The sequence below is a fragment of the Amycolatopsis sp. genome (genome assembly GCF_025464955.1).
In the GTDB taxonomy this organism is placed as follows: domain Bacteria; phylum Actinomycetota; class Actinomycetes; order Mycobacteriales; family Pseudonocardiaceae; genus Amycolatopsis.
The window spans coordinates 1-12,103 of the sequence record NZ_JAODNM010000006.1 but is presented as its reverse complement, the minus strand read 5'-3'; the positions used below and the strand labels follow the sequence as shown (position 1 = coordinate 12,103).

Genomic DNA, 12,103 nt, shown 5'->3' with positions numbered 1-12,103 from the left:
CGCTGGTGGACGCAGATCTCTTGTGGACGCCGCCGTCGCGACCGGCAGCCGGGCTCGGCCACCGTCGCAACTCGCCGTCGAGTTGCGATGCTTTAGCCTGCGCAAGCAAGGCACTCTTGTACAAAAGTGCCCTGCTTGAGTTCTCAACCAGGGCACAAAAGCGCAAAAGTGCGACCTCCGGAGCCGGACGGTCAGCGACGCGGGTTCTCGCTGGGGCCGACTCGGTCGAGCGACCACTCGTTGAACGCGCGCAGCTGGCGCCACGACTTACGCACCCGGTCGAAGCAGCCCCGCTCGTGCAGGGTGTCGTCGGGCTCCCAGGTCCGCGCCGCGTAGATCGACCGGTAGCGGAGCAGGTCCAGCCGGGGGTGGTCCTCGGCGAACCCGCGCGGCTTCGTTTTCAGCTGGTCGCCGTTGATGTCCCAGCCCGCGGCGCGAAGTTTCGCGAGGATCTTCTCGAGCGCCTTGCCGTGGAGGTCGGTGTCCACCGCCTGCCGGAACCTGGCCAGCTGGTCCGTCGCGAGGTGGAAACACCCGCCACCGACCCGCAGACCGGCCGGGCTCAGCTCGACGTAGTACGCGCCGCCGCCCCGGCCGAGCTCGAACACCGCGCCGCAGTTCGTCTTGTACGGGCTCTTGTCCTTGGCGAACCGGACGTCCCGGTGCGGCCGGAAGACCTTGCCTTCGCCGAGGCCCGCCCCGAACTCGGGCGCCAGCTCGGCGAGCAGCGCCTCCATCGGCGCGCGGACGTCCGACTTGTAGACCGCGACGTTGTCGTCCCAGTAGGCCTTGGAATTGTCGGCGACGAGCCCGTCGAAGAAGTCGACGGCATACTCTCCGAACCCCGCGAATGTCACCCCGGGACGATAGTGCCGCGGCCCGGACGGCGTGGAACCCGGTACGGCCGGCGCTCGCGCGACCGGCCGCACCGGGTGGTTCTGCGGGTTACCGCGCTTACTTCGCCACGGCGGTGATCAGCTCGCCGTTCGACGTGTCGCCCGAGAGCTCCCAGAACATCGCGCCGCCGAGACCCTGTGCCTTGGCGTAGCTGACCTTCCCGGCGATCGTCGACGGGGTGTCGTAGCTCCACCAGTCCGAGCCGCACTTGGCGTACGCGGTGCCGGCGATCGTCCCGGTGGTCGGGCACTTGGTCTTGAGCACCTTGTAGTCCTCGATGCCCGCCTCGTAGGTGGCCGCGGCCGGGCCGGTCGCCGTGCCACCGGGCGCGCTCTGTGTCACGCCCGTCCAGCCTCGACCGTAGAAACCGATACCCAGCAACAGTTTGTTCGACGCGATGCCCTTGCTCTTGAGCTTCTGGATCGCCGCGTCCGAGTAGAACCCGGGGATCGGGATGCCCGTGTAGGAAGTCAGCGGCGAATGCGGAGCCGTCGGGCCGGCCGGGGTGAAACCGCCGAAGTAGTCGTACGTCATCACGTTGAACCAGTTGACGTACTGCGCCGCGCCCGCGTAGTCGGCGGCGTCGATCTTGCCGCCGCTGGTGCCGTCGGCAGTGATCGCCGAAGTGACCAGTTTGGCCGAACCGAACTTGGCCCGCAGGGCCGCCATCACGTTCTTGTAGGCGGCAGCACCGCTGCTGTCACAGGACAGGCCGCAGGAGTTGGGGTACTCCCAGTCGATGTCGATCCCGTCGAAGACCCCGGCCCAGCGCGGGTCGTTGACCAGGTTGTAGCAGGAGTTCGCGAACGCGGTCGGGTTCGCCGCGGCCTGCGCGAAACCGCCCGACCAGGTCCAGCCGCCGAACGACCAGATGACCTTCAGCCCGGGGTGCTTGGCCTTGAGCTCCTTGAGCTGGTTGAAACTGCCCGCGAGCGGCTGGTCCCAGGTGTCCGCGACGCCGCTGACGCTGCCCGCCGCATCGTAGGTCTTCTGGTAGTCGGCGTAGGCGTCTCCGATCGCGCAAGCACCGTTGGTCACGTTGCCGAAGGCGTAGTTGATGTGAGTCAGCTTCGCCGCCGAACCGGAGGTCTCGATGTTCTTCACCTGGTAGTTGCGCTGATAGACGCCCCATTCGGCGAAGTAGCCAACCACCTTGCCGACCGAGGCCTGCGCCGCGGCCGGTGCTGCCGGCGCGGCCGGAGCCGCGGAAGCGGGGCTCGCGACGATGGCCGCCGCGAGCGTCGCGGCCGCTGCGCCGACTGCGACGAGGGTGCGCCTGCTCAGTTTGAGCATGCCTTCTCCCTTCGAGGGTCACCGTGGGCGACCGGGGGGATGCGGAGGGGACTCCTCCTAAGCTAAGTGGACTAGACCACTGAGTCAATGGTTCAGACCTGAGCAGATCAGGAGAAATCGCCCGAACATGCCTTGACAGTAATATGCAGGAAGGGTCACATTAAGGGCGTGATGCAGACCTTCGACGTACTCGCCGAGCCTCGTCGGCGCACCATCCTGGACCTGCTTCGCGACGGAGAACGCTCCGTCGGCGAGCTGGTCGAGCAAATGGACCTCAGCCAGCCCGCGGTGTCCAAGCACCTGCGGGTACTGCGGGAAGCCGGACTGGTGACGGTCCGGGTGGCGGCACAACGCCGCTGCTACCGGCTGCGTCCCGACCCGCTCACCGAGGTCGACGCCTGGCTGGCCCCCTACCGCAGGTTCTGGGCAGACCGCCTCGACGCTCTCGAGCGCCACCTGGATGCCGGCCCCGAATCGACTCAGGGGACCCCTGGTACGAATGATTCGTACCAGGGGTCCCCTGAGTCGGTTTGAAACGCGCAGTGGGACTCAGCCGAAGAAGACTTCGGCCTCTTCGTAGCGCTCGGTCGGGACGGTCTTCAGCTCGGCGGTGGCCTCGGACAGCTTGACGCGGACGATGTCCGTGCCCTTCAGCGCCACCATGACCCCGAAGTCGCCATCGGCGACGGCGTCGACGGCGTGGAGGCCGAAGCGCGTCGCGAGCACCCTGTCGTACGCCGTCGGCGTGCCGCCGCGCTGGACGTGGCCGAGCACGACCGCGCGGGACTCCTTGCCGGTGCGCTCGGCGATCTCCTCGGCCAGCCACGTGCCGATGCCGCCGAGACGGACGTGTCCGAAGGCATCTTTTTCGCCGTTGAGAAGGCTTTCGCGGCCGCCGGCGGGCAGTGCGCCCTCGGCGACGACGATGATCGGCGCGTACTCGCGCTCGAACCGGCGCTCGACCCACTTGACGACCTGGTCGACGGAGAACTCACGCTCCGGGGTGAGGATCACGCTGGCGCCGCCGGCGAGGCCGGAGTGCAGGGCGATCCAGCCGGCGTGGCGGCCCATGACCTCGACGACGAGCGCGCGGTGGTGCGACTCGGCGGTGGTGTGCAGCCGGTCGATGGCCTCGGTGGCAATGGAGACCGCGGTGTCGAAACCGAAGGTGTAGTCGGTCGCGCCGAGGTCGTTGTCGATGGTCTTGGGCACCCCGACGACACCGATACCGTCATCGGTCAGCCGCTTAGCGACGCCGAGGGTGTCCTCGCCGCCGATCGCGACGAGCGCGTCGATGTGCTGGGCGGCCATCGTGGCCTTGATGGCGTCGACACCGCCGTCGATCTTGTACGGGTTGGTGCGCGACGACCGCAGGATCGTGCCGCCCCTGGTCAGGATGTCCTCGACGTCGTCGAGGCCGAGCGGCCTGCTGTCGCCGCTGATCGGGCCCTGCCACCCGTTCTTGAAGCCGACGATCTCCCAGTCGTGGACCTCGATGCCCTTCCGGACCACCGCACGGATCACCGCGTTGAGCCCGGGGCAGTCGCCGCCGCCGGTCAGCACTCCGACTCGCATGAGATCAGACCTCCGCATTTCGTCCCTCACCATGAGGGCGGTCACTTTTCGGCGCCAGCGTAGCGGCTCGCGTCTTGATCGGTGCAGGAGCCATGACAGTGACGTTACGAACATTGTGCGGCAACGTGACGTGGAGCCGGTCGAGGCGGCAGGATCTCCCCCATGACGAACCCGCCCGGACCAGGGCCTGACCCGTACCCGCAGCAGCCCTACCAGGCTTATGGCCCGCCGCCCGTGCCGCTGCGGGCCGGCCAGTTCCCGCCGCCGTTCAGCGGCTACGGACCGCCGCCACTGCCTCCTATCCCGCCGAAGAAGAGCCAGACCGGGCTGTGGGTCGCGGTCGGGCTCGTCGTGGTCGTGGTGATCGCGCTGGGTGTCACGGGATTCGTCGCGCCCGGGTTCTTCCTGAGCAAGAACACTTCGGTCGCGACCACGTCGACGTCAACCACTCCGGTCACTCCGTCCGCAGCGTCGGTACCGAGCACGCCGGCCGCTCCGCCGAGCGCGGCCTCGGTCACCATCCCGACCGTGCGCACCCCGACGCCGCACCGCGCGACGCCGTTGGCGAACCCGGTCAACTGCCAGTACCCGGCCGATACTCAGACACCGGCTCCGAAACACGCCACCGCCCCGGCCGACGGCCGGCTCTCCTCGACCGGCACGGTGGTGGTGACCCTGCGGACCAGCGCCGGCGACATCCCGCTGGCGCTGGACCGCGCGCTCGCACCGTGCACGGTGAACAGCTTCCTCGGCCTCGCGCAGCAGTCGTTCTACACCGGAACGTCGTGCCACCGGCTCGGCACGAGCAGCCTGCAGATGCTCCAGTGCGGCGACCCGGCCGGCAACGGATCGGGCGGCCCCGGCTACAGCTACGCGGACGAGGTCTTCCCGGAACTGGCCTATGGCCGGGGCATCCTGGCCATGGCCAACGCCGGCCCGGACACCAACGGCAGCCAGTTCTTCCTGGTCTATGGCGACGCCCCGCTGCCTCCTTCGTATACCGTTTTCGGCACCATCTCGGATCAGGGCCTGCAGGTACTGGACAAGGTGGCCCGCGGCGGCATCGACCCGGCCGCCGCCGAGTCGAGCCAGGACGGCACCGGCAAACCCGCCATCCCGGTCACGTTCAGCGGGGTCACGGTCGGCGGCTGACCCACGAATGTCCCCCGATCGAGGTCGGGGGACATTCGTGTAAGTTGATCCTCATGCAGCGTTATTCGTGGTTTACCGAGCCGGCCCAGGGTGGGCCCGGCGGCGAAACCACGCGCTGACACTTCCCACCCTGCGAGCCGGACATCCACCGGCTCGGGCGTGGTTCGACGGGTCGGTTCCTTTCGAAAGGACCCCGTCATGACCCTCAACCTTTTCCCCGCACTCGACAACCAGCGCACGATCGCGATCAACCCGCTGCTGTCGCCCAACATGCTGCGCCACGAGCATCCGATCGACGCCGAGGTCGCCGAGACGGTCCAACGCGGCCGAGCCGGGGCCGTCGACATCCTCGACGGCCGTGACGACAGGCTGCTCGTGGTCGTCGGGCCGTGCTCGGTGCACGACCCGGTGGCCGCCCTCGACTACGCCCACCGGCTCGCCGCGAAGTCCGAAGTGCTCAGCGACCGGCTGCACATCGTGATGCGGGTCTACTTCGAGAAGCCGCGCACCACGCTGGGCTGGAAGGGCCTGATCAACGACCCCGGTCTCGACGGCACGTTCGAGGTCAACAAGGGGCTGCGCGTGGCCCGCCAGCTGCTGCTCGACATCTCCGCGCTCGGCCTGCCGGTGGGCTGCGAGTTCCTCGACCCGATCACCCCGCAGTTCATCGCCGACACCGTCACCTGGGGCTCGATCGGTGCCCGCACGGCGGCCAGCCAGGTCCACCGCCAGCTGTGCAGCGCGCTGTCGATGCCGGTCGGGATCAAGAACTCGACCTCGGGGGACGTCCAGGTGGCCGTCGACGCCACGCGCGCCGCCGCGGCGAGCCACGTCTTCCCCGGCATCAACGCCGACGGCCTCGCCGCGTTGCTCACGACGTCCGGCAACCCGGACTGCCACGTGATCCTGCGTGGCAGCACCAAGGGTCCCAACTACGACGCCGAGACCGTCTCCCACACCCTCGACCGGCTGCGCGCCGGTGGCCTGCCCGAGCGCGTGATCATCGACGCGAGCCACGGCAACAGCGGCAAGGACCACGTGCGCCAGGCCGACGTCGTCCGCGAGCTGGCCGTCCGCATCGGCGACGGTGAGCGCGGGATCGTCGGCCTGATGCTCGAGAGCTTCCTGGTCGGCGGACGGCAGGAACTCGAACTCGGCCACGGCGACGAACTCGCCTACGGCCAGAGCATCACCGACGCGTGCATGGACTGGGACACCACCGCGTCCCTGCTCGACGACCTCGCCGACGGCGTCGCCCGGCGCCGGTAGGTGCGTCCAAGGCTCGTGAGTGTTCCGGCCGGTTCCAAGCGGCTGGAACACTCACGAGCGCTGACTGCCCGCTCAGCCGCGGCGGTGCCACTCGTCTTCGATGACCTGCCAGCGTTCGAGGTTGTGTTTCGCGTCGGCGAGAGCGTCGTGGGCGTCGGTGGGCGCGGCGGGCAGCTTCGGCTTGCCGACGTCTTCCCAGCGCTGCCGGAGGTCCCGGGTGAAGCGGGGAAGCTGCCGGGGCAACGCGGGCATCGGGCCCCACAACTGGGCGAGGGCGACGTGGTCGTACGCGGCGAACCACGCCCACAGTTCGATGCCGCCGCCGGGCTTACCCAAGAACTCGAGCAGGTCCGCCCGGATCCGCTCCCGGCTGCGCCAAGCGGTGTCCGCGGGCGAAGGGAGTTTCGGCAGCACGTTCTCGCGGACCCACGGACCGGCCTTACCCGGGTCGAAGTCGGTGGAGACGGCGTAGAACTCCCGGCCCTGTTCATCCACCACACCGATCGACACCAGGTCGATGGTCACGCCGTCCTCGATGAACTCGGTGTCGTAGAAGAATCGCACCCGACGACCCTAGTGCTACCCGACCTTCGTCCCTGGAACCCGGTCCGCTTCGCGCGCCGAGGCCTGGGCGGGGACGGCCGGCCGGACGCCGGACTGCTCGGCGGCGATCAGTTCCTTCGCCTTGGCCGCGTAGATGTCGACATATTCCTGGCCCGACAGCTCCATCAGCGCGTACATGATCTCGTCGGTGATCGACCGCTCGATGAACCGGTCGCCGGAAAGGCCCTCGTAGCGCGAGAAGTCCAGCGGCTTGCCGAAGCGGATCTCGAGGCGGCGGGGCCACCACATCTTGGAGCCGATCGGGTTGACCTTCTCGGTGCCGATCATGGCCACCGGGATCACCACACCCCCGGAGTCCAGGGTGATCCTGGCGACCCCGGTCTTGCCCTTGTACAGCCGCCCGTCGGGCGAGCGGGTGCCCTCGGGGTAGATCCCGAGCAGGCGCCCTTCCTTGACCAGCCGGGTCGCGGTGTTCAGCGCGGCCTGCGCGGCGTTGCCGCCGGAGCGGTCGATCGGGAACTGCCCGACGCCGGTGAAGAACCACTTTTTCAGCGTGCCCTTGATGCCCTTCTCGGTGAAGTACTCCGACTTCGCCGGGAAGGTGACCATGCGCTTGACGCGGATGGGCATGAAGAACGAGTCCGCCACGGCGAGGTGGTTGCCCGCGAGGATCGCCCCGCCGGTGGCCGGGATGTTTTCCGCACCGACGACCTTGGTGGGCCAGAGCAGCCGCAGCAGCGGCCCGATCAGCACGTACTTCATCAACCGATACAGCACCGCGACATGCCCTCCTAGCGGCTAGGACGCTTCACCCGATCGCCAAAGCCTACGAAGCATGACCCTACGTGCACAACGCCTGCCGCCCGGTTGCGCGGGCTCAGCGATTGATCTCACACCGCCGGACCGATAAGAACGGAGGCATCCACACCCCCACAACCACCCCCGGTCGTGCGAACATAGGTTCCCTAGATGTTTACACGGAGGGCGTTTCGCATGACCGTGCTCGCCGGCGCAGAACCGTTCTCGTTCACCGGTTCGACCGAAGTCGGGGTACTGCTGTGCCACGGGTTCACCGGAACCCCGGCGAGCCTGCGCGACTGGGGTGGCCACCTCGCGGAAGCGGGTTTCACCGTGCGCTGCCCCCTGCTCCCCGGCCACGGGACGACCTGGCAGGAAATGAACACCACCGGGTGGACCGACTGGTACGGCTGTGTCCGGACCGAGCTCGAACAGCTGCTCGAGACCTGCGGCTCGGTCTTCGTGGCCGGCCTCTCGATGGGCGGAACGCTGAGCCTGCGGCTGGCCGAGGAGTTCGGCGACCGGATTGCCGGGGTCATCCTGGTGAACCCGTCGGTGACGACGCTGCGCAAGGACGCGAAGCTCCTGCCCGTGCTGTCGAAGGTGCTCGCGTCGGTGCCCGGGGTCGGCAACGACATCGCGAAGGCGGGCGAGGTCGAGGTCGCCTACAAGCGCACGCCCGTGCGCGCCGCGGCGAGCCTGAGCAAGCTCTGGAAGCTCGTCCGCGAAGACCTGCCGAAGGTGACCCAGCCGCTGCTCCTGCTCCACTCGGTGGTCGACCACGTCGTCGAGCCGGTCAACTCGGCGCTCATCCTCGAAGGCGTCCGCAGTGCGAACGTCACCGAGGTGCTCCTCCAAAACAGCTTCCACGTCGCGACACAGGACAACGACGCCCCGTTGATCTTCGAACGCAGTACCGAATTCGTGCGATCGATCAGCCAGGCGAGACAGGTCGATGCCGGATGAGCCGCGGTAAGGGCATGGACGGCCCCGAAGACGTCGACGCGGCCTTCGCCGAGATCGTCGCCGACCTCCGCGCCGAGGGCGTCGGCCTGCTGCCGGAGGACACGGCGGACGCCGAAGCCCCGACGCCGGAGAAGTCGACGAACGAGTCCTCCAACGAGCCGGAGCCGACTGAGCGCGGCACCACGGCGGCCGGCTGGCGCGGCGGCGGCACCGAATGGGACACCACGATCTTCAGCGGCGACCCGGCCGACGACGACGAGCACTTCGTCCCGCCCGAGCCGCCTCCGCTGCCGAGGCCGCGCAAGGGCGCGTTCCTGGTGCTGCTGCTGTTCATCATCGGCCTGTTCCTGCTGATCGCGCCGAACCTGCTGGGGATCGGCCCGATCCAGGGCACCCCGCTGGGGATTCTGGCGCTCGCCACCGGCATCGCGCTGCTGCTGCTCAGGGTCCGGCAAGGACCGCCGCCCGGGGCGGATCCCAGCAACGGCGCCCAGGTCTAGGAACCGCACCGCGGATGGGCATCGACTTCCGCCCTTCGCGCCGGTCCACGGTCGGCGCGGAATGGGAGCTGGCGCTGGTCGACAGGCGCAGCGGCGAGCTGTCCTCGGTCGCCGAGCGCATCCTCGAGGAGGTCCGCCCCGCCGGCTGCGACGAGCACCCGAAGATCAAGCAGGAACTACTGCTCAACACCATCGAGATCATCACCGGCGTCTGCTCGACGATCAGTGAGGTGACCGCCGACCTCGCCGAGTCGCTGGACGTCGTGCATTCGGTGATCGACCCGCTCGGCGTCGAACTGTTCTCCGCCGGAACGCACCCGTTTTCGCCGTGGTACCAGCAGCGGGTCACGGACAAGGAGCGCTACGCGAAACTGATCGACCGGACCCAGTGGTGGGGACGGCAGATGCTGATCTACGGCGTCCACGTGCACGTCGGGCTCGACCACCGGGACAAGGTGCTGCCGGTGCTCGACTCGCTGCTGAAGTACGCGCCGCACCTTCAAGCGCTCTCGGCGTCCTCTCCGTATTGGGGCGCCGAGGACACCGGATACGCGTCCAACCGCGCGCTGATGTTCCAGCAGCTGCCCACCGCGGGGCTGCCGTTCCAGTTCCGGAAGTGGTCGGAGCTGGAGAGCTACACCGAGGACATGCTCGTCACCGGCGTCATCGACCACTTCTCGGAGATCCGCTGGGACATCCGGCCGGCTCCGCAGTTCGGCACGATCGAGATGCGGGTGTGCGACGGCCTGCCGACGCTGGAAGAAGTGGCCGCCATTTCGGCGCTCACCCAGTGCCTGGTCGACGACTTCAGCCAGCGGCTCGACGACGGCGAGATCCTGCCTTCGCTGCCGCCGTGGCACGTCCAGGAGAACAAGTGGCGCGCCGCGCGGTACGGCATCGACGCGATCATCATCCTCGACGCCGCCGGCAACGAGCGCCTTGTCACCGACGACGTCATCGAGCTGCTCGACCGCCTCGAACCGGTGTCACGGCGGCTGGACTGCGTCGCCGAGCTGCGCGGAGTCGAAACGATCCTGAAGTACGGCCCGAGTTACCAGCGTCAGCGAGCCGTTGCGAAGCAGCACAACGGAAGCCTCAAAGCCGTGGTGTCGTCGTTGATCAGCGAAATGCGGCACGGTATCGACAAGGGCGTCACTTCCTGAGGGTGTCCAGGCAGAAAGTGGTCCCGGTCAGCGCACTGCTACGACCGAACGAGCGGTCAAGAGCGCGGACTTCGCCACCTCTGCGGCCGGGTGTGTCCGGTTTACGCTGAACTGGTTTGGCTTCGAACGCCGTGAGGGAGGATTCCGCAGTGCGAGTGCTGTTCACCGGATTGCCCATCCAGTCCCACCTGGTACCCGTGGTGGTTCCGCTGGCCAAGTCCCTGCAGTACGCCGGGCACGAGGTCGCGATCGCCACCGGGTCGGCGATCGCGGCGGAAGTCGAACGGCACGGCATCCCAGTGCTGGTTCTACCGGATGCGCTCGCTCCCGAGCAGGTCCGGCCCGAGCAACTGGCCAACACCGGGTTCTCGCTGGAGAAGCTGAAGCAGTGGCGGCCGGAAGTCACCGGACCGTTGTCCCTGCCGCTGTTCAGCAGCGCCCTGACCGACGCCTTCGCAGCGAACGTCATCGAAGCCGCCAAGTCCTGGCGGCCGGACGTGATCGTGCGCGAGACCAACGAATACGGCGGCTACCTGGCGGCGGAGGTACTCTGCCTGCCGCTCGCCGTCGTGGACATCGCGCCGCTGATCTCGAGCCTGATCCCGGACCTGACAGATCAACTGAACGTCCTCCGCCAAGGCCTCGGCCTACCGGCGGTCGACTCGGCGACCCACGCGTCCGGTCGGTTGACCGCCGGCCTGCTTCCCGAGCAGTGGTACCCGGCCGCGCTGCGGACACCAGGCCACCGGCACTACCGCGTGAACGATTCATTTGACGATCACCAGCCGGCCCCGGCCACCACGCCGTTCGTACTGGCCGGCTTCGGTTCCAATCTGCGGACACTGCTGGCAGCGGACTCCGAGCTGCTGAACATCACCGTGGAAGCGCTGGGTTCCCTGTCCGTCCGTGCCGTTGTCGCGCTCGGCAGCGACGACGCCGTGGCCGCGTGGACCGGCCCCCGCCCGGCCAACGTCGAACTCGCGCCGTTCGTACCGCAGCGCCGACTGCTCGGCGAAAGCGACCTGTTCCTCACCCACGCAGGTTTCAGCGGCGTCCGCGAGGCGCTGACGGCCGGCGTGCCCATGGTCGCCCTGCCCCTTTTCGCCGACCAGCCCGCGAACGCGTCCCGAGTGGACGAACTGGGGCTGGGTGTCAAGGTCGATACCGCGGGCCTTACCCCGGATACCTTGGCAGGGTTGGTCAAGCGCGTGCTCGACGAGCCGTCCTACCACCTGGCCGCGCGGTCCTTCCAGCGCGACATCCTCGACCTGCCCTCACTATCCGCGTTCATCGCGGACCTCGAATCGCTTACGTGACAGGCCTTTTGTAGGTTCCGTCGCCAGCCCTGAGGTTCGCGTCACCCACATTCCCCCGCAATTGTGTCGGACAGTGACGTGAATGAAGCGAGTGCGTGGTCTCGCAACATCCCCCATGCCACCCTAAAGAGTCGCGAACCTTTGTTCTAATCGCGGTATCATAGAGGCGTGACCAGCACCGGCACCTCCACAACACCCACCGAATGGTGGCGTGTCGACGGGCCTGTGCTGGTAACCGAATACATCAACCTCGAGGAAAACCGACGCCGCGCGGAAGCCGAACAAGGCCGGATCCTCGCCGAGATCAAGCGCCGCGGCGTCCGTGACACCACCGGCTACGGCACCCTGCCCGCGCTGATCCGCGACACCGTCCATGTCTCCACCACCGACGCCCTCGCCCGCGTCAAGCGGTCCGAGGCGCTGCACCCGGGGTGTGATCTCACCGGCACCCCCACCGCACCCCTAGCGCCCGCCACCGCTGACGCCGCGCGGGAAGGGGTGATCGGGAACGCTCAGATCGACGCCATCACCTCGATCCTGGGCAAGATCCCCGCCACCGTGTCCGACCACGACCGCGAACAAGCGGAGAAGATCCTCGTCGGCCTCGCCC

General features: G+C 68.1%; 13 protein-coding genes. 8 read left to right on the top strand and 5 right to left on the bottom strand.

Translation table 11 applies throughout. From position 1 onward, the window contains the following. Nucleotides 1-191: 191 nt before the first annotated feature. Together JWQ81_RS00510 and JWQ81_RS00505 are read right to left on the bottom strand one after the other, a co-directional pair. Complete coding sequence (locus JWQ81_RS00510) at nucleotides 192-857, bottom strand: DUF2461 domain-containing protein (protein WP_297536723.1); 666 nt, start codon at nucleotides 855-857, stop codon at nucleotides 192-194. A 97-nt stretch (nucleotides 858-954) separates the two neighbouring features. Next, nucleotides 955-2,190 carry a glycoside hydrolase family 18 protein gene (locus tag JWQ81_RS00505; RefSeq protein WP_297536721.1) on the bottom strand — a complete coding sequence of 412 codons (1,236 nt, stop codon included), beginning with the start codon at nucleotides 2,188-2,190 and terminating at the stop codon, nucleotides 955-957. A gap of 171 nt (nucleotides 2,191-2,361) precedes the next feature. On the opposite strand from JWQ81_RS00505, the gene JWQ81_RS00500 reads away from it, so the two are divergent. Beyond that, nucleotides 2,362-2,724 carry a metalloregulator ArsR/SmtB family transcription factor gene (locus JWQ81_RS00500; RefSeq protein WP_297536758.1) on the top strand — a complete coding sequence of 121 codons (363 nt, stop codon included), beginning with the start codon at nucleotides 2,362-2,364 and terminating at the stop codon, nucleotides 2,722-2,724. A 15-nt stretch (nucleotides 2,725-2,739) separates the two neighbouring features. Here the strand turns inward: JWQ81_RS00500 and JWQ81_RS00495 are convergent, their stop codons facing one another. Beyond that, nucleotides 2,740-3,765, bottom strand: a complete 1,026-nt coding sequence (locus JWQ81_RS00495; protein WP_297536719.1) for a 6-phosphofructokinase — start codon at nucleotides 3,763-3,765, stop codon at nucleotides 2,740-2,742. Nucleotides 3,766-3,927: 162 nt separating this feature from the next. Between JWQ81_RS00495 and JWQ81_RS00490 the strand changes: the two genes are divergently transcribed. Both JWQ81_RS00490 and JWQ81_RS00485 read left to right on the top strand, forming a co-directional pair. Next, on the top strand, nucleotides 3,928-4,917 hold the full coding sequence (locus JWQ81_RS00490) for a peptidylprolyl isomerase (protein ID WP_297536717.1): 990 nt from the start codon (nucleotides 3,928-3,930) through the stop codon (nucleotides 4,915-4,917). A gap of 198 nt (nucleotides 4,918-5,115) precedes the next feature. Then, the gene (locus JWQ81_RS00485) at nucleotides 5,116-6,186 is read left to right on the top strand and encodes a 3-deoxy-7-phosphoheptulonate synthase (RefSeq protein WP_297536715.1); all 1,071 of its coding nucleotides are present in this window, start codon (nucleotides 5,116-5,118) and stop codon (nucleotides 6,184-6,186) included. 72 nt (nucleotides 6,187-6,258) lie between these two features. On the opposite strand, the gene JWQ81_RS00480 is transcribed toward JWQ81_RS00485, so the two are convergent. Both JWQ81_RS00480 and JWQ81_RS00475 read right to left on the bottom strand, forming a co-directional pair. Then, entirely contained in the window at nucleotides 6,259-6,750 is a 492-nt protein-coding gene (locus JWQ81_RS00480) for a polyadenylate-specific 3'-exoribonuclease AS (protein WP_297536712.1), read from the bottom strand. Nucleotides 6,751-6,765: 15 nt separating this feature from the next. Continuing rightward, nucleotides 6,766-7,527, bottom strand: coding sequence for a 1-acyl-sn-glycerol-3-phosphate acyltransferase (locus tag JWQ81_RS00475; protein ID WP_297536710.1), 762 nt, complete (start codon nucleotides 7,525-7,527; stop codon nucleotides 6,766-6,768). A gap of 216 nt (nucleotides 7,528-7,743) precedes the next feature. Between JWQ81_RS00475 and JWQ81_RS00470 the strand changes: the two genes are divergently transcribed. The 5 genes from JWQ81_RS00470 to JWQ81_RS00450 form a co-directional block, all read left to right on the top strand. After that, the gene (locus tag JWQ81_RS00470; protein ID WP_297536708.1) at nucleotides 7,744-8,514 is read left to right on the top strand and encodes an alpha/beta fold hydrolase; all 771 of its coding nucleotides are present in this window, start codon (nucleotides 7,744-7,746) and stop codon (nucleotides 8,512-8,514) included. Continuing rightward, nucleotides 8,511-9,014: a hypothetical protein gene (locus JWQ81_RS00465; protein WP_297536706.1), complete on the top strand. Its 504-nt coding sequence runs from the start codon at nucleotides 8,511-8,513 to the stop codon at nucleotides 9,012-9,014. Before JWQ81_RS00470 ends, JWQ81_RS00465 begins: the two co-directional genes overlap by 4 nt. A gap of 14 nt (nucleotides 9,015-9,028) precedes the next feature. Then, on the top strand, nucleotides 9,029-10,177 hold the full coding sequence (locus tag JWQ81_RS00460; RefSeq protein WP_297536704.1) for a glutamate--cysteine ligase: 1,149 nt from the start codon (nucleotides 9,029-9,031) through the stop codon (nucleotides 10,175-10,177). Between the two features lie 149 nt (nucleotides 10,178-10,326). Continuing rightward, nucleotides 10,327-11,493, top strand: a complete 1,167-nt coding sequence (locus JWQ81_RS00455; RefSeq protein WP_297536702.1) for a glycosyltransferase — start codon at nucleotides 10,327-10,329, stop codon at nucleotides 11,491-11,493. Between the two features lie 168 nt (nucleotides 11,494-11,661). Continuing rightward, nucleotides 11,662-12,103 (top strand): DUF222 domain-containing protein (locus tag JWQ81_RS00450; RefSeq protein ID WP_297536700.1); only part of this gene is annotated, 442 nt, incomplete at its 3' end.